24 protein-coding genes are annotated in these 21,436 nt (G+C 68.5%); 4 read left to right on the top strand and 20 right to left on the bottom strand.

The window, feature by feature from the left end; translation table 11 throughout:
- Nucleotides 1-77: 77 nt before the first annotated feature.
- Both ACX6XY_RS15975 and ACX6XY_RS15970 read right to left on the bottom strand, forming a co-directional pair.
- A complete protein-coding gene (locus ACX6XY_RS15975; protein ID WP_460330791.1) occupies nucleotides 78-1,562 on the bottom strand; it encodes an NAD(P)H-hydrate dehydratase in 1,485 nt (494 codons plus the stop codon).
- 125 nt (nucleotides 1,563-1,687) lie between these two features.
- Complete coding sequence (locus ACX6XY_RS15970) at nucleotides 1,688-2,056, bottom strand: holo-ACP synthase (protein WP_460330788.1); 369 nt, start codon at nucleotides 2,054-2,056, stop codon at nucleotides 1,688-1,690.
- A 185-nt stretch (nucleotides 2,057-2,241) separates the two neighbouring features.
- Between ACX6XY_RS15970 and coaA the strand changes: the two genes are divergently transcribed.
- Nucleotides 2,242-3,231: a type I pantothenate kinase gene (gene coaA, locus ACX6XY_RS15965; RefSeq protein ID WP_460330786.1), complete on the top strand. Its 990-nt coding sequence runs from the start codon at nucleotides 2,242-2,244 to the stop codon at nucleotides 3,229-3,231.
- Nucleotides 3,232-3,297: 66 nt separating this feature from the next.
- Here the strand turns inward: coaA and glmM are convergent, their stop codons facing one another.
- From glmM to rplM, 3 genes are all read right to left on the bottom strand, one after another.
- Entirely contained in the window at nucleotides 3,298-4,656 is a 1,359-nt protein-coding gene (glmM, locus tag ACX6XY_RS15960; RefSeq protein WP_460330783.1) for a phosphoglucosamine mutase, read from the bottom strand.
- A gap of 151 nt (nucleotides 4,657-4,807) precedes the next feature.
- Nucleotides 4,808-5,329, bottom strand: a complete 522-nt coding sequence (gene rpsI / locus ACX6XY_RS15955) for a 30S ribosomal protein S9 (protein ID WP_460330780.1) — start codon at nucleotides 5,327-5,329, stop codon at nucleotides 4,808-4,810.
- Between the two features lie 46 nt (nucleotides 5,330-5,375).
- A complete protein-coding gene (rplM, locus tag ACX6XY_RS15950) occupies nucleotides 5,376-5,819 on the bottom strand; it encodes a 50S ribosomal protein L13 (RefSeq protein WP_460330778.1) in 444 nt (147 codons plus the stop codon).
- Nucleotides 5,820-6,622: 803 nt separating this feature from the next.
- Between rplM and ACX6XY_RS15945 the strand changes: the two genes are divergently transcribed.
- A complete protein-coding gene (locus tag ACX6XY_RS15945; protein ID WP_460330775.1) occupies nucleotides 6,623-7,498 on the top strand; it encodes a hypothetical protein in 876 nt (291 codons plus the stop codon).
- A gap of 69 nt (nucleotides 7,499-7,567) precedes the next feature.
- Here ACX6XY_RS15945 and ACX6XY_RS15940 read toward each other — a convergent pair whose 3' ends face one another.
- Nucleotides 7,568-9,010 (bottom strand): cellulose binding domain-containing protein, encoded by a 1,443-nt coding sequence (locus ACX6XY_RS15940; protein ID WP_460330772.1) that lies wholly within the window; start codon nucleotides 9,008-9,010, stop codon nucleotides 7,568-7,570.
- A 444-nt stretch (nucleotides 9,011-9,454) separates the two neighbouring features.
- Between ACX6XY_RS15940 and ACX6XY_RS15935 the strand changes: the two genes are divergently transcribed.
- Both ACX6XY_RS15935 and ACX6XY_RS15930 read left to right on the top strand, forming a co-directional pair.
- Complete coding sequence (locus ACX6XY_RS15935; protein ID WP_460330769.1) at nucleotides 9,455-10,537, top strand: glycosyltransferase family 2 protein; 1,083 nt, start codon at nucleotides 9,455-9,457, stop codon at nucleotides 10,535-10,537.
- Between the two features lie 24 nt (nucleotides 10,538-10,561).
- Nucleotides 10,562-10,768 (top strand): hypothetical protein, encoded by a 207-nt coding sequence (locus ACX6XY_RS15930; protein ID WP_460330766.1) that lies wholly within the window; start codon nucleotides 10,562-10,564, stop codon nucleotides 10,766-10,768.
- A 91-nt stretch (nucleotides 10,769-10,859) separates the two neighbouring features.
- Here ACX6XY_RS15930 and ACX6XY_RS15925 read toward each other — a convergent pair whose 3' ends face one another.
- From ACX6XY_RS15925 to rpsE, 14 genes are all read right to left on the bottom strand, one after another.
- Nucleotides 10,860-12,371, bottom strand: coding sequence for a polysaccharide deacetylase family protein (locus tag ACX6XY_RS15925; protein WP_460330764.1), 1,512 nt, complete (start codon nucleotides 12,369-12,371; stop codon nucleotides 10,860-10,862).
- Nucleotides 12,372-12,640: 269 nt separating this feature from the next.
- Entirely contained in the window at nucleotides 12,641-13,495 is an 855-nt protein-coding gene (gene truA, locus ACX6XY_RS15920) for a tRNA pseudouridine(38-40) synthase TruA (RefSeq protein ID WP_460330761.1), read from the bottom strand.
- 91 nt (nucleotides 13,496-13,586) lie between these two features.
- On the bottom strand, nucleotides 13,587-14,108 hold the full coding sequence (gene rplQ / locus ACX6XY_RS15915; RefSeq protein WP_460330758.1) for a 50S ribosomal protein L17: 522 nt from the start codon (nucleotides 14,106-14,108) through the stop codon (nucleotides 13,587-13,589).
- Between the two features lie 80 nt (nucleotides 14,109-14,188).
- Nucleotides 14,189-15,211: a DNA-directed RNA polymerase subunit alpha gene (locus ACX6XY_RS15910; protein WP_016645160.1), complete on the bottom strand. Its 1,023-nt coding sequence runs from the start codon at nucleotides 15,209-15,211 to the stop codon at nucleotides 14,189-14,191.
- A 121-nt stretch (nucleotides 15,212-15,332) separates the two neighbouring features.
- Nucleotides 15,333-15,737 carry a 30S ribosomal protein S11 gene (rpsK, locus tag ACX6XY_RS15905; protein WP_007443997.1) on the bottom strand — a complete coding sequence of 135 codons (405 nt, stop codon included), beginning with the start codon at nucleotides 15,735-15,737 and terminating at the stop codon, nucleotides 15,333-15,335.
- A gap of 65 nt (nucleotides 15,738-15,802) precedes the next feature.
- Complete coding sequence (gene rpsM / locus ACX6XY_RS15900; protein ID WP_460330754.1) at nucleotides 15,803-16,183, bottom strand: 30S ribosomal protein S13; 381 nt, start codon at nucleotides 16,181-16,183, stop codon at nucleotides 15,803-15,805.
- 213 nt (nucleotides 16,184-16,396) lie between these two features.
- Nucleotides 16,397-16,510: a 50S ribosomal protein L36 gene (gene rpmJ / locus ACX6XY_RS15895; protein ID WP_003974245.1), complete on the bottom strand. Its 114-nt coding sequence runs from the start codon at nucleotides 16,508-16,510 to the stop codon at nucleotides 16,397-16,399.
- 58 nt (nucleotides 16,511-16,568) lie between these two features.
- The gene (gene infA / locus ACX6XY_RS15890) at nucleotides 16,569-16,790 is read right to left on the bottom strand and encodes a translation initiation factor IF-1 (protein ID WP_003948620.1); all 222 of its coding nucleotides are present in this window, start codon (nucleotides 16,788-16,790) and stop codon (nucleotides 16,569-16,571) included.
- Between the two features lie 184 nt (nucleotides 16,791-16,974).
- A complete protein-coding gene (gene map, locus ACX6XY_RS15885; protein ID WP_460330749.1) occupies nucleotides 16,975-17,811 on the bottom strand; it encodes a type I methionyl aminopeptidase in 837 nt (278 codons plus the stop codon).
- Nucleotides 17,812-18,014: 203 nt separating this feature from the next.
- Nucleotides 18,015-18,677, bottom strand: coding sequence for an adenylate kinase (locus ACX6XY_RS15880; protein WP_460330746.1), 663 nt, complete (start codon nucleotides 18,675-18,677; stop codon nucleotides 18,015-18,017).
- A complete protein-coding gene (gene secY / locus ACX6XY_RS15875) occupies nucleotides 18,677-19,987 on the bottom strand; it encodes a preprotein translocase subunit SecY (RefSeq protein WP_460330743.1) in 1,311 nt (436 codons plus the stop codon). The genes ACX6XY_RS15880 and secY overlap by 1 nt, the downstream gene beginning before the upstream one ends.
- 177 nt (nucleotides 19,988-20,164) lie before the next feature.
- A complete protein-coding gene (gene rplO / locus ACX6XY_RS15870) occupies nucleotides 20,165-20,620 on the bottom strand; it encodes a 50S ribosomal protein L15 (protein ID WP_460330740.1) in 456 nt (151 codons plus the stop codon).
- Between the two features lies 1 nt (nucleotide 20,621).
- A complete protein-coding gene (gene rpmD, locus ACX6XY_RS15865) occupies nucleotides 20,622-20,804 on the bottom strand; it encodes a 50S ribosomal protein L30 (protein WP_460330737.1) in 183 nt (60 codons plus the stop codon).
- Nucleotides 20,804-21,409 (bottom strand): 30S ribosomal protein S5, encoded by a 606-nt coding sequence (rpsE, locus tag ACX6XY_RS15860; RefSeq protein ID WP_019753099.1) that lies wholly within the window; start codon nucleotides 21,407-21,409, stop codon nucleotides 20,804-20,806. Before rpsE ends, rpmD begins: the two co-directional genes overlap by 1 nt.
- Nucleotides 21,410-21,436: the final 27 nt, after the last annotated feature.

Genomic DNA, 21,436 nt, shown 5'->3' with positions numbered 1-21,436 from the left:
GTTCGCAGCTTCCGGGTTATCAGTCGCCGTGAGCACGTACCCCCCCCCCCACCCCCGACCCACAACGAACAGAACGCTCAGCGGCGGACGTCGCGCCAGGCGTCGCCGATCGCCTCCGCCACCTCCAGCGCCCCCACCGGCGCACCCCCCGCCCCCGCACCCCCCGCCGCGAACCGCGCCGCCAGCCCGTGCAAGTACGCCGCCACCGACGCCGCGTCCCCCGCCCCGAGCCCCGCCGCCAGCAACGACCCCGCGAGCCCCGACAGCACGTCCCCGCTCCCCGCCGTAGCGAGCCACGGCGTCCCCGTCGGGTTCACCCGAACCGAGCAGCGGCGGCCCCCATCAGCCCCCGCCACCAACGTCGTCGCCCCCTTCAGCAGCACCGTCGCCCCATACACCCCCGCCAGCTCCCGCACCGCCCACCACCGCGCCCCCTCGACCTCATCCCGCGCCACCCCCAGCAGCGCCGCCGCCTCCCCCGCATGCGGCGTAAGCACCGTCGGCACCCCACGCGCCCCACGCGCCCCGCGCGCCCGCACCGCCGCCGGGTCGGCGTGCCGCAACCCGTCCGCGTCGATCAGCACCGGCACATCGCTCTCCAGCACGTCCCCGAGCCGCGAGGCGTCGTCCCCCAGCCCCGGCCCGACCACCCAGGCCTGCACCCGCCCCGCCTTGGACGGCGGCCCCGAAGAGACCAGAGCCTCCGGATACCGGGCGAGCACCGCGTCCCCCACCGCCCCCGGCCCCACGAACCGCACGGCCCCGGCCCCGCCCCGCACCGCCCCCGCCACCGCGAGCACCCCCGCGCCGGGGTAGCGCGCCGACCCCGCCGCGATGCCGACGACACCGCGCCGGTACTTGTCGCTCGCCGCACCCGGCTCGGGCAGCAGCGCGGCCACGTCGGCGTACTGCAACGCCTCCGCGTCCGGCGCGCCCGGCAGCGACAGCCCGATGTCGACGAGCCGGACCGCGCCCGCGTACGTCCGCGCCGGATCGACGAGCAGCCCCGGCTTGTACGCCCCGAACGTCACCGTGGCGTCCGCGCGCACCGCGGCCCCCCGCACCTCCCCCGTGTCCGCCTCGACCCCGCTCGGCAGGTCCACGGCGACGACGGTCGCGCGGGACTCCGCAGCGAGCGCGGCCAGCCGCGCCGCGTCGGGCCGCAGCCCGCCCCGCCCGCCGATCCCGACGATCCCGTCGACGACGAGATCAGCCCGCCCCAGCACCTCCCCCGCCACGGCCGCGGCCGCGGAGACCACCCCGCCCCCCGCCGCCCGCAACGCCGCGAGCCCGCCGCCATGCGTACGCTCCGGCGCGAGCAGCACCGCCGTCACCCCAGCGCCGCGCCGCGCCAGCCGCGCGCCCGCGTACAGCGCGTCGCCCCCGTTGTCCCCGCTGCCGACGAGCAGCGCGACCCGCGACCCGTACACCCGCCCCAGCAGCTCCGCGCAGGCGGCGGCGAGCCCGGCCGCCGCGCGCCGCATCAGCGCCCCCTCCGGCAGCCGTGCCATCAGCTCCCGCTCAGCGGCCCTGACCGTCTCCACGCAGTACGCAGTACGCATGAACCAGAGTCTGCCGCACAGTCACCCCGTGTCGAGCGCTGACCACAACAGGCAGCCACCCCGAACCGGCAAACGGCCAGCCACCCCGAACCGGCAGCCAACGCAAACGACGGCCCCTCCGCCCCCTACCCCTCCGCCACCACCACCGCAGAAGCCACCCCCGCGTCATGGCTCAGCGAGACATGCCAGCTCCGCACCCCGAGCTCCGCGGCCCGCCGCGCCACACTCCCCCGCACCCGCAGCCGCGGCTGCCCGCTGTCCTCGACGTAGACCTCCGCGTCGGTCCAGAGCAGCCCCGCGGGCGCGCCCAGCGCCTTGGCCAGCGCCTCCTTCGCGGCGAAGCGCGCGGCGAGCGAGGCGGCGCCGCGCCGCTCACCGCTGGGCAGCAGCAGCTCACGCTCCACGAAAAGCCGGTCCGCGAGCCCCGGCGTGCGGTCCAGGGAGACCCGGAACCGCTCGATCTCCGCGACGTCGATCCCCACCCCGATGATCACGTGCTCTCACTCTCTCCACACAGCCGGTCTCCACACAGCCGGTCCCCCCGCAGCCTACGGCGACCAGCGCCCCCCAGCCCGCACCCGCACCCGCACCCGCACCCACAGCCACACCCACACCCACACCCACACCCACGTGACGTACCCCACCCGCCATACGCGCCGCCGAGCCGACACAATGAAGGGTGATCACTTCGCCGCCCCGCAGTGCCCACCGCCGCGCGGACTCGACGCCGTACGTCGATCTGACCCGCACCGAGTGGAGCGCCCTGCGCGACAAGACTCCGCTGCCGCTCACCGCGAGCGAGGTGGAGCGGCTGCGCGGTCTGGGGGACGTCATCGACCTCGACGAGGTCCGGGACGTCTATCTGCCGCTGTCCCGGCTGCTCAACCTGTACGTCGGCGCGACCGACGGCCTGCGCGGCGCTCTGAACACCTTCCTGGGCGACGCGGGCAACGGCCACGGCACCCAGCACGGCACGCCGTTCGTGATAGGCGTCGCGGGCTCGGTGGCGGTCGGCAAGTCCACGGTCGCCCGCCTGTTGCAGGCGCTGCTGGCCCGCTGGCCCGAGCACCCGCGGGTCGAGCTGGTCACCACGGACGGCTTCCTGCTGCCGATGAAGGAGCTGAAGGCTCGCGGGCTGATGTCCCGGAAGGGCTTCCCCGAGTCGTACGACCGACGGGCCCTGACCCGTTTCGTGGCCGACATCAAGGCGGGCAAGGACGAGGTCACCGCCCCGGTCTACTCGCACCTGATCTACGACATCGTCCCCGGCCAGCGGCTGACCGTGCGCCGCCCGGACATCCTCATCGTGGAGGGCCTGAACGTCCTCCAGCCCGCGCTGCCCGGCAAGGACGGCCGCACCAGGGTCGGTCTGGCCGATTATTTCGACTTCAGCGTGTACGTGGACGCCAAGGCCGACGATATCGAGAACTGGTACCTCAACCGCTTCAAGCAGCTCCGCCAGACGGCGTTCCAGAACCCTGACTCGTACTTCCACCGGCACACCGCGGTCTCGGAGGAGGAGGCGCTCGACTACGCCCGCACGATGTGGCGCACCGTCAACAAGCCGAACCTGATGGAGAACGTCGCGCCGACCCGCGGCCGCGCCACGCTGGTCGTCCGCAAGGGCCCCGACCACAAGGTGCAGCGCCTAAGCCTGCGCAAACTCTGACGCCGCCCCGCCCGGAACAACCAGACAAGACGGCGCCAGCACAACACAGAACAGAACAGAACAGGCTCACCCAAGCGCGGACTTCACCACATCCGCCAGCCGCCCCGCGACCGACTGCGCCTGCTCGATGTCCGCGGCCTCCACCATCACCCGCACCAGCGGCTCGGTCCCGGAGGGCCGCAGCAGCACCCGCCCGGTGGCGCCCAGTTCGCGCTCCGCGTCGGCGACCGCCGCGGCCAGCTCGCCGGAGGTGCCGACGCGGGACTTGTCGACGTCGGGGACGTTGATGAGCACCTGCGGCAGCTTCTCCATCACCGAGGCGAGGTCCGCAAGACGCCGCCCGGTGGACGCGACGCGGGCCGCGAGCATCAGCCCGGTGAGGGTGCCGTCGCCGGTCGTCGCGTGATCGAGGATGATCACGTGTCCTGACTGCTCGCCGCCGAGCGCGTAGCCGCGCTCCTTCATGGACTCCAGGACGTACCGGTCGCCGACGGCGGTCTGGACCAGGCCGACGCCCTCGCGCTCCATGGCGAGCTTGAAGCCCAGGTTCGACATGACGGTGGCGACGACGGTGTTCTCGCGCAGGACGTCCCGCTCGCGCATCGCGAGGGCGAGCACGGCGAGGATCTGGTCGCCGTCGACCTCGGTGCCGGTGTGGTCCACGGCCAGGCAGCGGTCGGCGTCGCCGTCGTGGGCGACGCCGAGGTCGGCGCCGTGCTCGACGACCGCGGCCTTCAGCAGGTCCAGGTGGGTGGAGCCGCAGCCGTCGTTGATGTTGAGGCCGTCCGGCTCGGCGCCGATGGTGACGACCTCGGCCCCGGCGCGCGCGAAGGCCTCGGGCGAGACGCGGGCCGCCGCGCCGTGCGCCTCGTCGAGGACGATCTTCAGGCCGTCGAGACGGTTCGGGAGCACCCCGATGAGGTGCGCGATGTACTGGTCGAAGCCCTCGTCGTACGCGCGGACCCGGCCGACGGCGGCGCCCGTCGGGCGCTGCCAGGGCTCACCGGTGCGGTGCTCCTCGTACAGGGCCTCGATGCGGTCCTCCAGCTCGTCGGCGAGCTTGTGCCCGCCGCGGGCGAAGAACTTGACGCCGTTGTCCGGCATGGCGTTGTGGCTCGCGGAGAGCATCACGCCGAGGTCGGCGCCGAGCGCGCCGGTGAGGTACGCCACCGCGGGGGTCGGCAGCACGCCGACGCGCAGGACGTCCACGCCCGCGCTGGCCAGGCCCGCGACCACCGCGGCCTCCAGGAACTCCCCGGACGCGCGCGGGTCACGGCCGACCACGGCCACCGGCCGATGGCCATCGAAGCTGCCCGCCTCGGCGAGTACATGCGCCGCCGCCACGGAGAGTCCGAGCGCGAGCTCGGCCGTCAGATCCGCGTTGGCGACACCGCGTACACCGTCCGTGCCGAAGAGTCGTCCCACTGATGTCCTCCGAAATAACTCCGAATGGGCGAGGCCGCTGATGTGCGCCTGCCCAGGGTCGCGTAACGCGAACGCCCCGGCGGCACACAGCGTGCCGCCGGGGCGAACGACCGGACCCCCGGTCGGGGGGTCCGGGCAGAGCAGCCAGCGATTAGCGCTTGCTGTACTGCGGAGCCTTACGGGCCTTCTTGAGACCGGCCTTCTTGCGCTCGACCGCGCGGTCGTCACGCTTCAGGTAACCGGCCTTCTTGAGCGGGCCGCGGTTGTTGTCCACGTCGGCCTCGTTCAGCGCGCGGGCGACGCCGAGGCGGAGCGCACCGGCCTGACCGGAGACGCCGCCGCCCGAGATGCGGGCGATGACGTCGTAGCGGCCGTCCAGCTCGAGCACCTTGAAGGGCTCGTTGACTTCCTGCTGGTGGACCTTGTTCGGGAAGTAGTCCTCGAGCGTGCGCCCGTTGACCTTCCACTTGCCGCTGCCCGGAACGATCCGGACGCGGGCGATGGCGTTCTTGCGACGGCCCAGGCCGGCGGCCGGCTGCGGCTCGCCGAACGCGGAGGCCATCGACTCCGAGGTGTACTCGCCCTCGACGGGGGCCTCGGACTCGGTCGTGTACTGCTCGACGTCAGCGATCTCGGTCTCTTCGACCGGCTGCTCAACGGTGGTCTCGGCCACGATTCTCCTCAGATCTTTCTCTACGTCTTAGGGGCTGTGGCCGGAACTACTGCGCGACCTGGGTGATCTCGAACGGCACCGGCTGCTGGGCAGCGTGCGGGTGCTGGTCGCCCGAGTAGATCTTCAGCTTCGAGAGCATCTGACGACCCAGGGTGTTCTTGGGGATCATGCCCTTGATGGCCTTCTCGACGGCCTTCTCGGGGTTCTTGTCGAGCAGCTCGTCGTAGCGCACCGAGCGGAGGCCGCCCGGGTAGCCGGAGTGGCGGTACGCCATCTTCTGGGTCTTCTTGTTGCCGGACAGGTGAACCTTGTCGGCGTTGATGATGATGACGAAGTCGCCCATGTCCATGTGGGGGGCGTAGGTCGGCTTGTGCTTGCCCCGGAGGAGGTTCGCTGCCGTAGTCGCCAGACGGCCCAGGACGATGTCCTGCGCGTCGATGATGTGCCACTGGCGAGTGACATCGCCGGGCTTGGGGCTGTACGTACGCACGGTCGTAGCCTTCGCTTCTTCAGTGAGTGGGTCCTGACAAGGCCACCACGGACGATGTACGACAGCCCTGGCGGACATCGGCGACGCAACCGAGTCCTGCCGCTGGTCATCGGCCCGGTGGGCCGGTGTAAGGGCCCCTCACGTGAGAATGAGAAAGCCAATACACATAACGAAATGGCAGAATACCCGCGCCGACCCGCCAGGGTCAAAACGCGCGCATGCCTCACGGCACTGCCAGCGGACATCCTACCCGCCGTCCGGGGTGCGCCCGCACTCGGCAGGATCTCCCGGACACACGGCCGGCGGACACCGCGTGACCCGTTTCCAGGAAGGTCCGCCCCGCCCCCACCTGCACACAGGGCCACGCGATCCTCACTCCAGGCCGCCGAGCCCCCGTGCGGAGTACCGGCTGCGCCGCCTGATGCCGCACACCCGCAGTGCGGCCGCCCACCCGGCGCCCCTCCGCCGGGCCAGGGCGCGGGAGCCACCCCAGAACACCTGGCGGGCCGGAACTCACTGCGATCAGGCTATGGCCTGTCCCGGACCTCGCAGGTCACCCGATCGTGAGGATTCAAGCGTTCGCAGCTGATCGCTCGCCGATCGAAACCGGAGCGTCGATAGCTGACCCGATCTGGCCCTGTCGAGATCGGACGGCGGGAGACCGCTGTAGCGAACCTTCTCGGGACCCGCGAAGTACGAGGCTTTGGTTCGCAGGTGTCACGTCGCCCCCGCGCAACACGCCCCCGTGCCCCGGAGACAACACCTAGGATGCGGTCCATGAGTCTTGGGCGAGGGGGGCCACAGTGGGGCCCGGGGGACCGCGGGGAGCCCCGACCCCCGGCCGCGGCCGGCATGGCGGACAGCGGAACGGGCTCCCCGGCGGCCCGACCCCCGACTGGGCCGCGCTCGCCGAGGCGTCCGAGGCGCGCGCCCGGCGCCGCAAGCTGCTGATCATCAGCTGCGGCACCCTGGCTACCGCAGCGGTGGCTTCCATCGTCGCCGCCGCCGTCGTATCGGCGAACAGCGGTGCCGACGCGACGGGCAAGCCCAGGGGCAGCCTGCCCACATCCGAGGCGCTGCCGAGCAGCACCACCTCCGCCGCCCCGTCCTTCGCGGAGACCAAGCCCCCGCCTCCGCCGGACCCGAAGGAGTTCATCTCCAGCGCCGACAAGGACAAGGCCCCGCTCAGCGCGGACGCGCTCTTCCCCGGCACCGAGTACGCCAAGGGCAGCACCGTCTACAAGAAGGGCCGCACCAGCACCGCGAAGGGCTGCGCTGACGCCACCCAGGGCCCGCTCGGCTCCGTGCTCACCGAGAACGAGTGCGAGAAGCTCTTCCGCGCCAGCTACACCAGCGACGGCCTCGCGGTCACGGTCGGCATCGCCGTCTTCGCCACCGAGAGGCAGGCCACCCAGGCCAAGGAGCAGTCAGACAAGGGATACATCTCCGTGCTGTCCGGCTCCGGAGTCCCGGCCTTCTGCCAGACCTCGGTCTGCCGTACGACCACCAACTCCTACGGCCGCTACGCCTACTTCACCATCACCGGCTTCACCAGCGGCAAGAACGTGACCACGTCCGACGAGAAGGCCTACGCCGTCGGTGACGACCTGGCATCGTTCGCCTTCCAGCAGATCCACCACCGCGGTGAGGCGCAGGCCCGTGCGGCAGTCAACGGATGAGGTGAACTCCCGCCTGGCCCTTCCCCGCGCCCGGTGGGTCCATCCAGGCGCATGCCACCGACCACGTCGTCAGTCACTTCCGGACAGCGTGTTCACGTAGCCCGTACCCACGGTCGCGAACTCGGCCGCGGCCTTCGCCGCATCGTCCGGGGAGACAACCTCGCCGGACCTGAAGTACATCCAGTCGACCTTCATCTCCCAGGAACGCCGCCCCTTGAACGGAAGGTCGATGAACCAGTTGCTGAAGTTGACGCTCATCGGCTCCCTCGGGACGTACGCGCTTCCACTGGTGAACACCGCTTCGCCGTCCACGGAGTAGGTGACCTTGTCGGAGGCCACGGTCACGGCCAGCGTGTGCCAGCCACCCAACTTCACCTGGTGGGACTCGGTGGCCCGGGCACCGAGGTCGTTCAGGTCGCTGCTGCGCCAGCTGGTGGTGTCGAGGAGCGGGCCGTAGCGGCCCCAGCCACCGTTCGGCAGGTACTCGAAGTCGAGTTCGCTGTATCTCTGGGACTTGTGGTCCGGTGAGACGCCGAAGAAGGACTGCGAGACATGATCACCGTCCTTGCCGCTCACCGGCTCGTCGCTGAAGTACACGCGGGCGACGAGGGTGCCCTCACCAAAGACCGGCCGTGCGGTACGGAACTCGGACTGCACCGTGCCCTCCGCGCTGCCGTCCGTGCCGGCTTCCAGGCGCAGCGCCTGTCCACCGCCCTCGCCGGCTGGGAACGTGACCCCCTTCGGCGACCAGCTGTCCTCGACGCCCGGGCCACCCTCGCCGCCACGCACCACCCAGCCGTTGGAGGAGATCGCCGGGTCCTTGGGACCCACGTAGGCGAAGTCATCGAAGAGGACCCCCGCGGGCGGCGGCCTCACCGCGTCGACGCCAGGCTGGGGGTCGGCGCTCCGGCCGGCACGAATGGCCTCACCGCCAGGCCCCACGCCCCACACCTGGGCACCGTCGAGATAGGCCGTGACCCGCTCGGACTCCTGGTACGTCGTGCTGTGCGCGTCGAATGAGTAGTCGTCCGACTGTTTCAGCTTCTTGTGATCGACGCGGTACAGCTGAAGGCCGATCGCTTGGGTCGTCCCGCTGGGCTTCAAGGAACCGGCCGCGCCGGTGAAGCCGACCTCCAGATAGTGGTCGGCCTTGGGAGCGTTCTTCCTCGCAGCGACGGTGCGCAGGGTGACGCTGGAGCAGTCGAGGGACGTCTGCGTGCAGTTGGCCGCGAAATCGGCACCGTCATCAGCGGTGTAGTGATACCGGAGGGTGACGCTTGTGAGGTCCACAGCCTTGCCGGACGTGTTGATGACTTCCAGCCAGGGTTTGGCGACGTCCGTCATTGCCGGGCTTCCGGTGCGGTAACGGACAGTGAGCGCCTCGGACCGCTTCCCCTCACCCGCTGACCACCACCGGTAGGCCACGACCCCGGCGGCAGCGAGCAAGGCCACCGCAAGGGCAAAGACAAGGAAGTTACGCCCCCGGCGAGGCGCACTACGGCGACGGGTCACAACATGCCTCAGATTTTAGTGCTGGTTATCGAACGCACACCTTAGACGCACTCTCCCAAGAGACCCTCCGCAACGCCCCCCGCTCAGCAGTGACCTTATTCACGTCATAGCCGTACAACCCTAGTCGCGATTGTCCGACTTCAGGCATTCGGGGTGCGGTAGCGGGCAGCTGCGAAGTCCGAAATCTCCCTACTGACGCGATCCGTAGGGATCTGGCAGCCCGGTCAAGCTCCCTGCTATCGGACATACTTACGGTATATTCACGTGGGGTCTTCGTGCCTCCCCGTGAGGAGGGGGCGTCTTCAAGCAGTTGAAGCAGGGGGGAACGTCTTGTCCGTCATCATCCCGGAGCATGAGGATGCTGAGTCCCAGCCCTCGACGCGCCGCCGTCGTCACCGAAGAGGCCGTGGAGCATACGGACACACCTTTTCGGCCCAGACCGCAATGACGTACGAGACTGCCGTCCTGGTTCCGGCGAGGAACGAGGAGGTCGGGATCCTCACCTCGCTGGAGTCACTGTCCCGGCAGTCCCGTCGACCCGACTTGATCGTCGTAGTGGTCAACAACTCCACCGACCTTACCGAGGACTACGCGCTCCAGTTCGCCGAGGACGAGCGCACACCCCCGACCGTCGTCCTGAACTTCCCGGACAACCCCCACAAGAAGGCCGGAGCCCTCAACTACGGCCTGGACTGGCTGAGGAACACCGTCGGCGGCCGACTCAACGGCCGTGTGGGCAGCGTCCTCGTCATGGACGCGGACACGGAACTGCACTCCCGGTTCATCGAGCGTGCCCGCAACGTCCTCTCGTTCGACCCTGAGATCGGTGGGGTCAGCGCGGCGTGCCTCGGCCGCACCGGCCTGTGGCGCAACCCCTGGCAGAGGTTTCTGCTCGGCATGCAGATCATCGAGTACGGCCGGGCGGCCAACTCTCGGTATCGCAGTGACATCCACACCATGTCGGGCGCCGGCTCCTGCTACCGCGCCGAGGCCCTGCAGGGCTTGATCGACTGGCGGGGCGAGGTGTTCTGGGAGGACCACCGCAACCTCGTCGAGGACTACGAGACCACGCTGGCGCTCAAGGAGTCCGGCTGGAAGGTCACGGCCAACCAGCTGTGCATCGCGTACACCGACCTCATGCCCACCTTGCGTGAGCTGGTCCAGCAGCGCGAGCGGTGGAGCCGGGGGACGGTGGACGCGCTGCGCCGCCGCGGCTGGACCAAATTCACCTGGCACTCCATCATCACGATGATCCTGGGACTCTTCGGCTTCTCGTACATCTTCATCTGGGGTGCCCGCCATCTGATAGCCGCCGCGCAGTACAGCCTGTCCACCCACCCGGTGCTGTGGGCCCTGCTCGCGTTCTGGATCATCTATCCCGCGCTACGAGTACGGAACCTGGGCTGGAAGGCGATGCTCGTCGAGGCCCTGCTCGTTCCCGAGCTCGTCTACACCGTCGTACGGGCGTACTGGCTCGTCTCGTCCATTCTGAAGTCCTATGTGACTCGCGTTTCCGCCTGGAAGTAGTCGCAAGACAGGCGCAGGAGATAGATGAACACCCTCAAGGGCCTTGGAGCCTGCGCGGTTCTCGCGGGCATCGCCTATACCGTCTCGAAAGTGACCCAGGTCGAATTCGTCCTCCTCGGGTTCACCGTCCTCGCCGTCACACTCACCGTGCTGGGTTGGATGCTCTCCATCAAGCGACGCCGCCATGACCGCCGAGTGGCCCGCAGCCGCAGGCGGGCGCGCCGCCGCTGACGGCGCGTCAGGAACGTCCGCCAGGCTGGGGCGCCTCACGGATTCCGTGAGGCGCCCCAGCCTGGCGGACTCTGACGGCGGCACTTCCGGTTCACGCGTAGTACGCCATCGCCTCTTGCACCGTCAGCACCTCGATGTCCCGCTTGTCGATCTCTCGTACCAGACGGTCGAGGCCCTCCGTGCTCAGTTCCGTGTTCGCCGCCGGAACACCCTCGACGATCCGGTGCAGGCACAGGATAAGCCAGTCACCACTGCCCGCGCACCGGTCCAGTGCGCCGCCCTTCCCGATCACATCGGCGAGCGTCTCACCGCCGATCTTCGCGCCGTCGTTGATCCCGGTCAACGCTTTGAGCCGGTACGGCATCGCCGGAGCGAAACTCTCGGTCGTCTCGGAGATGATGGAACGCGCGGTGGTGAAGTGCCGGGCAGCGAGCAGGTCGACGGGCACCCCATCGCGAGTCTTACCGAAGGCCCCGTGCGGATAGGCGAAGTGCTCGCTGGTGAAACCGCCTGCCACCAGCCATTCCCGTAGCTTCCGGAAGTCGTCGTCGACCTGCTTCGCGGTGAGCTTCGGATAGCTCGTGTCATGTGCCTTGAGCGCGTACGCGTGTCCGGCCATCTCCCAGCCGGACGAGTCCTGCAGGGACCGCATCTGCCCGATGCCCGTGAAAGGTTCGGTGCCTATCGCGTCGGCGATGTTGTAGAGCGTGCCCGGCATCCCGTACCGGTCCATGACTGGTCGGGCGAGGTCGTGCACCGACCGGTGCGAGTCGTCAAAGGTGATCGAGACGACGCCTTGTGGGAAGACATCCGTGGTGTCCGGCACCACCTCGACGGCCTGGAGGTGGTAGGTGACAGGTCCCTTCTCGTCGTCGTACACCGCGAACGACATATCGGTGAAGTCGGACTGGACCGACGGCTCGCCGCGCGACGAAAGCTTGAAGCGGCCGGAGGCGCCGGTGACGTCTGCCCACTGCAGGTGGACCGTCACCCACTCACCGGACTGTACGTAGTTGGTGCCCTTGACCGCGTGATGGTGGAAGGTCCAGCTGAAATGGTCCTCCAGGTCTCCACGGCCCAGGTAGAACTCCATGCGCGCCAGATGAGCCACGTCCTCCACCCGGAAGACGAGCCGGAGCATCTTGCCCTTCAGGCCCATGCGCTTCATGCCGGTGTGGCGTACGAAGGACTGGACGCCGTTGCCGCGTGTGGTGACCCGGAACGAGCGGTCGCCCCGGGTGAAGACCTCGGTGTCGAAGGGAGTGGAAGAGGCGGTACCGTCGCCGCCGGACTCCCACTTGTGCCCCTGCTGGAACTGCTCGCTCCAAGTCGCCCGCCGATACCTCGGGCGGCGTCCCGTCGGCGCGTACGTCGGCGCGGCCAGGTCCTTGAACTGATTGCCCACATCCAGGTCGACGGCACCTGTGCTGCTCTTGGTCGACGTGGGCAGCAGGAGATCCCTGCCCGCCACGCCCGCGGCGGCCCCGCCCACCGTCAGCAGACTGCCCACTCCCACCAGGCCGAGGGCGGAACGACGACTGACATTCGCCGTGGAGTCCCGTCCGGCCGACGTCGATGCCGAGCGCTTCCTGGCCCTGCTCAAAGTTGCTCCTCCGTCACAGCCGATCCGACCACGGCGGCACCACCGGACAGCCCTCCATGGACGGCCGACGCGAGAAGAGGGGATGTCAAGACAGGTGTCACAGCGACCCGACAGCCCCACTGACTCCAAGGCGCCGCATCAAGACAGGTGACCGGTGCAAGGTCCGGCGTACGCCGCATGCGAGGCGTTGTCGAACGGCAGTCTAACCGAGTGTGCCCCTTCCTCATATGCCCCGGCCCTCGTCAAACGCCTCCTGAACCAACATGCACTCAGCAGCAGCCAAGCCCCGGCAGCGTCCTCTTGTTGCGCGCCTCCAGGTTGCGCGCCGCGAGGCGGTCGTCCGCGGGATAGCCGACCTCCTCCAGGGTCAGCCCGTGCGGCCGCACCACATGCACCGCGGAGTCCCGCACGCCCGCCGCCAGCACCTTCGCGGGCCAGTCCACCGGCCGGTGCCCGTCGCCCACGAACAGCATCGCGCCGACCAGCGAGCGCACCATGTTGTGGCAGAAGGCGTCCGCCCGCACGGTCGCCGTGATGATCCCGTCCGCGCCGCGCTCCCAACTCAGCCGCTGGAGCGTACGGATGGTGGTCGCGCCCTCGCGCTTCTTGCAGTACGCCGCGAAGTCATGCTCCCCGAGCAGCTTCCCGGACGCCGCGTTCATCGCGTCGACGTCCAACTCCCAGTCGTGCCAGAGCACATGACCGCGCAGCAGCGGATCGACCCCGCCGGGGTGGTCGGTGACCCGATAGGCGTACCGCCGCCAGACCGCCGAGAACCGCGCGTTGAACCCGCTCGGGGCCTCGCTCAGCCGCCAGACCCGTACGTCGTGCGGCAGCCGCCCGGCCAGCCGCCGCAGCAGCTTGCCTTGGTGCTCGGCCCACAGCTCGGCGGGCAGATCGACATGCGCCACCTGCCCGCGGGCGTGCACCCCGCTGTCCGTACGCCCGGCGACCGTCAGTTCGTACGTCTCGCGGGACCGCGTCACCGTGCGCAGCGCGTCCTCGATCTCCTGCTGCACGGTGCGCTGCCCCTGGCGCTGCTTGGCCCAGCCGGAGAAGTCCCGGCCGTCGTATGAAAGGTCCAACCGCACCCGTACGAAACCGGGCTCCACTTCGTCACTCACCCGTAGATCCTCTCAAAACGAAACGGGCCCGCACCCCCGAAGGGATGCGGGCCCGCCCGACGAACCGCGAGACGCGGCCGGAGAACGCCGCTCAGGCGTCCTTGGCCTCGTCCTTGGCCTCGGCCTCAGCCTCGGGCTTGGCGTCCTCGACGGCCTCGTCCTTCTTGAGGTCCGCGATCGCCTCGTCACCAGCGGCGTCCTTGGCGGAACGCTTGGTGGCGGCCTCGGCCTCGCCGACAGCGGTCTGCTGCACGGTCAGCGCCTCGACCAGCTCGATGACAGCCATGGGAGCGTTGTCGCCACGACGGTTACCGATCTTGGTGATACGGGTGTAGCCACCCGGACGGTTCTCGTACCGCGGGCCGATCTCCGTGAAGAGCGTGTGCACGACGCTCTTGTCGGTGATGGTCTGCAGCACCTGGCGACGGTTGTGGATGTCGCCCTTCTTCGCCTTGGTGATCAGGCGCTCCGCGACCGGGCGCAGACGGCGCGCCTTGGCCTCGGTGGTGGTGATGCGGCCGTTCTCGAACAGCGACCTGGCGAGGTTCGCCAGCATGTGCCGCTCGTGCGCGGCGCTGCCGCCCAGACGAGCACCCTTGGCGGGCTTCGGCATGGTCTTTCTCCTTCTTTGCTGCACCGGCCGTGTGAGGTACCGGTGTCAGTTCCCCTGAGGCGGTTGCCTCAGGAAAGATTTCAGTACTGCTCGGTCTCGACGAAGCCCGCGTCCGCGTCGTCATCCGCGCCGAAAGCATCCGCCGCGGCGGTCGGGTCGAAGCCGGGCGGGCTGTCCTTGAGGGCCAGACCCATGCCGTTGAGCTTCATCTTGACCTCGTCGATCGACTTCGCACCGAAGTTGCGAATGTCGAGCAGGTCCGCCTCGGAGCGCGCCACGAGCTCACCCACGGAGTGGATGCCCTCACGCTTGAGGCAGTTGTACGAGCGGACCGTGAGCTCCAGCTCCTCGATCGGCAGCGCCAGGTCAGCGGCCAGGGCGGCGTCCGTCGGGGACGGGCCCATGTCGATGCCCTCGGCGTCGATGTTGAGCTCGCGGGCCAGACCGAACAGCTCGACCAGGGTCTTACCGGCCGACGCCATGGCGTCACGCGGACGCATGGCCTGCTTGGTCTCGACGTCGACGATCAGCTTGTCGAAGTCGGTGCGCTGCTCGACACGGGTCGCCTCGACCTTGTAGGTGACCTTGAGTACCGGCGAGTAGATGGAGTCGACCGGGATACGGCCGATCTCCTGGCCCACCTGCTTGTTCTGGACGGCGGAGACATAGCCGCGACCGCGCTCGACGGTCAGCTCCATCTCCAGCTTGCCCTTGCCGTTGAGCGTGGCGAGGACCAGGTCGGGGTTGTGCACCTCGACACCGGCCGGGGGCGCGATGTCGGCGGCGGTGACCAGACCCGGACCCTGCTTGCGCAGGTACATCACGACCGGCTCGTCGTGCTCCGAGGAGACGACCAGCTGCTTGATGTTGAGGATCAGGTCGGTGACGTCCTCCTTGACGCCCGGCACGGTGGTGAACTCGTGCAGAACGCCGTCGATGCGGATGGACGTGACCGCCGCACCCGGAATCGAGGAGAGGAGCGTACGGCGCAGGGAGTTGCCGAGGGTGTAACCGAAGCCCGGCTCCAGCGGCTCGATCACGAACCGGGACCGGAACTCGTCGACGACCTCTTCGGTCAACGACGGACGCTGAGCGATCAGCATGCGTGGATTCCTTCATTCAGGGGCACCCGCTATTTGATGCCCGAGGGGTACTACACAAGGGTACGGGCGATACGACCCAAAGGAGCCGTACCGCCCGGAACCTCAGACCAACCGAAGCGCGTCAGACGCGGCGGCGCTTCGGCGGACGGCAGCCGTTGTGCGGCGTCGGGGTGACGTCCTGGATCGAGCCGACCTCAAGGCCGGTGGCCTGGAGCGAGCGGATCGCGGTCTCACGGCCGGAGCCGGGACCCTTGACGAAGACGTCGACCTTGCGCATGCCGTGCTCCTGCGCGCGACGCGCGGCCGACTCGGCGGCCATCTGCGCGGCGAACGGGGTCGACTTACGCGAGCCCTTGAAGCCCACGTGACCCGCGGAGGCCCACGAGATCACGTTGCCGGTCGGGTCCGTGATGGACACGATCGTGTTGTTGAACGTGCTCTTGATGTGCGCGTGGCCGTGAGCGACGTTCTTCTTTTCCTTGCGGCGCACCTTCTTGGTAGCGCCCTGACGACCCTTGGGGGGCATCTGTTACTCCTACAGGGAGGTGGTCGGTCCTACAGCGAAGACCGTGGACAGTCGTCCGCTGAGGACTACTTCTTGCCCGGCTTCTTCTTACCGGCGATGGCGCGACGCGGGCCCTTACGGGTGCGAGCGTTGGTGCTGGTGCGCTGACCGTGGACGGGCAGGCCACGGCGGTGACGCAGACCCTGGTAGCAGCCGATCTCGACCTTGCGGCGGATGTCGGCCTGGATCTCGCGACGGAGGTCACCCTCGGTGCGGAGGTTGGCGTCCACGTACTCGCGGATCTTGACCAGGTCCTCTTCGGCCAGGTCGCGGACGCGGGTGTTGGGGTTCACGCCGGTCTCGGCGAGAGTCCGCTGGGACTGAGTCCGGCCGATGCCGAACACGTAGGTGAGGGCGACCTCGACGCGCTTGTCACGCGGGATGTCGACACCGGAAACGCGTGCCATTCAATGGCTCCAGTTGATTCTCGGAGGTCTTCCGCAGCACCGCTCCCAACCGCCGACCGCTTCCTCGGATTCCTCGAAAGCAGTGGTACGGACTGGGTCCCCGGCCTCCGAGCCGGGGGTGTCGCCCTCCATCACAGAGAGGGACGGGTCCTGCGTATGTACATTTCGCTTACGTCGCGCGAAGTTCTGCGGATGCAGTGATGGGGAGGTGCGTCAGCCCTGGCGCTGCTTGTGGCGCGGGTTGTCGCAGATCACCATGACCCGGCCGTGACGGCGGATCACCCTGCACTTGTCGCAGATCTTCTTGACGCTCGGCTTGACCTTCATTGGGTGAGGTTCTCCGGGTCAGTGCCACCACCCCGCGGACGCGGGGCACAGGCAAGATCTACTTGTAGCGGTAGACGATCCGGCCACGGGTCAGGTCGTACGGAGACAGCTCCACCACGACCCGGTCGTCAGGGAGGATGCGGATGTAGTGCATACGCATCTTGCCGCTGATGTGTGCCAGGACCTGGTGGCCGTTCTGGAGCTCGACCTTGAACATGGCGTTCGGCAGAGACTCGACGACAGTGCCCTCGATCTCGATGGCACCTTGCTTCTTGGCCACGCTTCGCCCTTCAAATCGACTACCTTGATCGACTTCGTTCGCACCTGCGCAAATACACGCAGGCATGCGAATACACGAGAGCCGACGAGTCAGTCTACGTCAGCGACCCCCGGAAAGACGAATCGGGGAAGGATGCCCCAGACCCAAGATCGTTAACCGGGCTGAGGCCGCGCACCCTCAGGGTTCAGCCAAGCGGGTCGGGCGCGGTCGTGATCCCGTACTCCGCCAGCTTCGCCTTGCCGCCGTCGGGCGCGGTCAGCACCAGCGGGCCCTGCTCGGTCAGCGCGATCGAGTGCTCCCAGTGCGAGGACCAGGACCCGTCCGTGGTCTCCACGGTCCACTCGTCTTCCAGCACCTCGGTGCGCGCGGTGCCGAGGCTCACCATCGGCTCGATGGCCAGGCACATGCCGGGCACCAGCTTGGGACCGCGGCCGCGGCGGCGCTCGACGTAGTTCAGGACGTGCGGTTCCATGTGCATCTGGCTGCCGATGCCGTGGCCGCCGTAGTCCTGGATGATGCCGTACTTGCCGGAGGCCGGGCGGGGCTGGCGGCGGATGTAGGACTCGACGGCCTTGGAGATGTCGACGAGGCGGTTGCCCTGCCTCATGGCCGCGAGCCCGGCCCACATCGACTCCTCGGTGACCCGTGACAGCTCCACCAGCTCGGGCGCGTGCCCGGAACCGACGAACGCGGTGTACGCCGCGTCACCGTGCCAGCCGTCGATGATCGCTCCCGCGTCGATCGAGATGATGTCGCCGTCCTTGAGGACGGTCTCCTGGTCCGGGATGCCGTGCACCACGACCTGGTTCACGGACGTGCAGATCGTGGCGGGGAAGCCGCCGTACCCGAGGAAGTTCGACTTCGCGTCGTGCTCGGCCAGCACCTTGCGCGCCACGTCGTCCAGGTCCTTGGTGGTGGCGCCGGGTACGGCCGCCGCGCGGGTGGCCTGGTGGATGGCGGCGACGACCAGTCCCGCCGCGCGCATCTTGGCGATCTGCTCGGGAGTCTTGATCTCCACCATGTCCTGCGTACCTTCCGGGGTCACGATCACTGCCGCGCCGCTGCGACGCCGCCCTGCCTGCTGCTCTGCTCTGCGTGCTGCTCTGCGTGCTGCTCTGCGTGCTGCTCTGTCCGCTGCTCGCTGCTCGCTGCTCGCCTGTTCAACACTACGGCCGCGGTGACTGTTCGGTCACCGCGGCCGTGTGGGACGTACGAGTGCGCCGCTCAGCCCGCGTCGGACTGCTGCTTCAGCGCCGCCATCGCCCGCTCGGTGACGTCGGCGACCTCGCCGAGCGCGGAGATGGTGACCACCAGGCCCTGGGACCGGTAGTGGTCGATGATCGGCTCGGTCTGGTCGTGGTAGACGTCCAGCCGCCTGCGCACCGTCTGCTCGCTGTCGTCATCGCGCTGGAACAGCTCGCCGCCGCAGACGTCGCAGACGCCCTCGACCTTCGGCGGGCTGTACGTCACGTGGTAGACGTGCGCGTTGTCCTGGTGGCAGACGCGTCGCCCGGCGATGCGCTTGACGATCTCGTCCTCGGGCACCTCCAGGTCCAGCACCGCGTCGAGCTGCTGCCCGGCGGCCTTGAGGATCTGGTCGAGGGCCTCGGCCTGCGCAACGTTCCGCGGGAACCCGTCGAGCAGGAAGCCGCCCGCGGCGTCCGGCTGCTCCATCCGGTCCTTGGCCATGTCGATGGTGACCTCGTCCGGCATCAGCTCACCGGAGTCGATGATCGCCTTGGCCCGCTTGCCGAGCTCGGTGCCCTGGCTGATGTTGGCACGGAAGAGGTCGCCCGTGGAGATGTGCGGGATCGCGAGGTCCCTGGCGAGGAACGCGGCCTGCGTTCCCTTGCCCGCACCGGGCGGTCCGACGAGGACGATACGCATCAGCGGAGGAACCCTTCGTAATTGCGCTGCTGGAGCTGGCTCTCGATCTGCTTCACGGTCTCCAGACCCACACCCACGATGATCAGGATGCTCGTCCCGCCGAACGGGAAGTTCTGGTTCGCGCCGAAGCCCGCCAACGCCATTGTCGGCACAAGAGCGATCAGGCCCAGGTACAGCGACCCCGGCCAGGTGATCCGGTTGAGCACGTAGCTCAGGTACTCGGCCGTCGGACGACCGGCCCGGATGCCCGGAATGAAGCCACCATACTTCTTCATGTTGTCGGCGACTTCCTCGGGGTTGAACGAGATCGCCACATAGAAGAAGGCGAAGAACACGATCAACAGGAAGTACAGGATCAGGTGCGGCGTCGCCGCGCTGTCGGCCAGGTTGTTCGACACCCACTGCGCCCAGCCGGCCGTCGAGCCGGAGAACTGCACGATCAGCGCCGGGATGTAGAGCAGCGACGAGGCGAAGATGACCGGGATGATGCCCGCCTGATTGACCTTCAGCGGGATGTACGTGGACGTGCCGCCGTACGACCTGCGGCCGATCATGCGCTTCGCGTACTGGACCGGGATACGGCGCTGGGCCTGCTCGACGAAGACCACCAGGCCGACCATGAAGAGGCCCACCAGGATCACGATGCCGAACTCGATCCAGCCGTTCGCCAGGTCACCCTGCTGCTTGATGGCCCACAGCGCGCTCGGGAAGCCGGCGGCGATCGAGATGAACATCAGGATCGACATGCCGTTGCCGATGCCGCGGTCGGTGATGAGCTCACCGAGCCACATGACGGTGGCCGTACCGGCGGTCATCGTGATGACCATGGTGACGGTCACGAAGATCGACTGGTCCGGGACGATCTGGCTGGCCTGCGGGCAGCCGGGGAACAGCGCGCCGCTGCGGGCGGTGGCCACCAGACCGGTGCCCTGCAGCAGTGCGAGGGCGACCGTCAGATAGCGGGTGTACTGGGTGATCTTCGCCTGGCCCGACTGACCCTCCTTCTTGAGGGCCTCCAGGCGCGGGATCACCACCGTCAGCAGCTGCAGAATGATGCTCGCCGTGATGTACGGCATGATGCCCAGCGCGAAGATGGTGACCTGCAGCAGCGCGCCACCGCTGAACATCTGCATCAGGCCCATCAGACCGCCGGTTCCGGCCTGGTCCAGACACGCCTGAACATTCGTGTAACTCACACCGGGCAACGGGATGTGCGCCCCGAAGCGGTAGACCACGATGATGCCGAGTGTGAAGAGCAGCTTCTTGCGCAGGTCGGGCGTCTTGAACGCCCGGGCGAACGCGGTGAGCACGGTGCCTCCTGCGACCCCCGCGCTACCGCGTCAGAGGTGACGGTCTTGAGGATCGAGTATGTGGATTACAGCAACAACGCACGCCACCTTACCGGCGCGTGCGGTCCCCCGGAACGACCAACCGGGGATGCCCTATTTGTGAGGGCATCCCCGGTGGGATCGTTCAGGTCACCGTGCTCAGACGAGCTCGGTGACGGTGCCGCCGGCGGCGGCGATCTTCTCCTTGGCGGAGCCGGAGACGGCGTCGACCGTCACCTGCAGCGCCACCGAGATCTCGCCCTGACCGAGGACCTTGACCAGGCTGTTCTTGCGAACGGCGCCCTTGGCGACCAGATCGGCCACCGTGACCTCGCCACCCTGCGGGTAGAGCGCGGCCAGCTTGTCGAGGTTCACGACCTGGTACTCGGTCTTGAACGGGTTCTTGAAGCCCTTGAGCTTCGGGAGACGCATGTGGAGGGGCATCTGCCCGCCCTCGAAGCGCTCCGGAACCTGGTAACGGGCCTTGGTGCCCTTGGTACCACGACCAGCGGTCTTACCCTTGGACGCCTCACCACGACCGACACGGGTCTTGGCGGTCTTGGCGCCCGGGGCAGGACGGAGGTTGTGGACCTTCAGCGGGTTCTGCTCCGCCATGTCAGTCGACCTCCTCGACCTTGATGAGGTGACGCACGGAGTGGACCATGCCGACGACCTCGGGACGAGCCTCCCGGACGACGCTGTCGTTCAGCTTCTTCAAGCCGAGCGAGCGGAGCGTGTCGCGGTGGTTCTGCTTGCTGCCGATGTACGACTTCGTCTGCGTGATCTTGAGGCGGGTCATTACGCACCCGCCCCGGCACGCGCACGGAGCAGAGCCGCGGGAGCGACGTCCTCGAGCGGCAGACCGCGGCGGGCCGCGATCTCCTCGGGACGCTGCAGGCCCTTGAGGGCCTCCACGGTCGCGTGCACGATGTTGATCGCGTTGTCCGAGCCGAGGGACTTCGACAGCACGTCGTGAATACCGGCGCACTCGAGCACGGCGCGCACCGGGCCACCGGCGATCACACCGGTACCGGGGGAAGCCGGCTTGAGCAGGACGACGCCCGCGGCCTTCTCGCCCTGGATCGGGTGCGGGATGGTGCCCTGGATACGGGGGACCTTGAAGAAGTGCTTCTTGGCCTCCTCCACACCCTTGGCGATGGCGGCCGGCACCTCCTTGGCCTTGCCGTAACCGACACCCACGGTGCCGTCACCGTCGCCCACCACGACCAGCGCGGTGAAGCTGAAGCGACGACCACCCTTCACAACCTTGGCGACGCGGTTGATCGCGACAACGCGCTCAACGTACGCGGTCTTCTCGGCGGCGGCAGCGCCACCGTCGCGACCCTTCCGGTCCCGCCGCTCGCCGCCACCGGCACCGCTGCCGCGGCGCTGGGGTCCAGCCATTGGATTTACCTCTCTCTGTTCCGCTAG

The sequence above is a fragment of the Streptomyces sp. O3 genome, assembly GCF_054788135.1.
The sequence above is the reverse complement of the archived record's forward strand: the minus strand, read 5'-3'. Positions and strand labels throughout refer to the sequence as shown.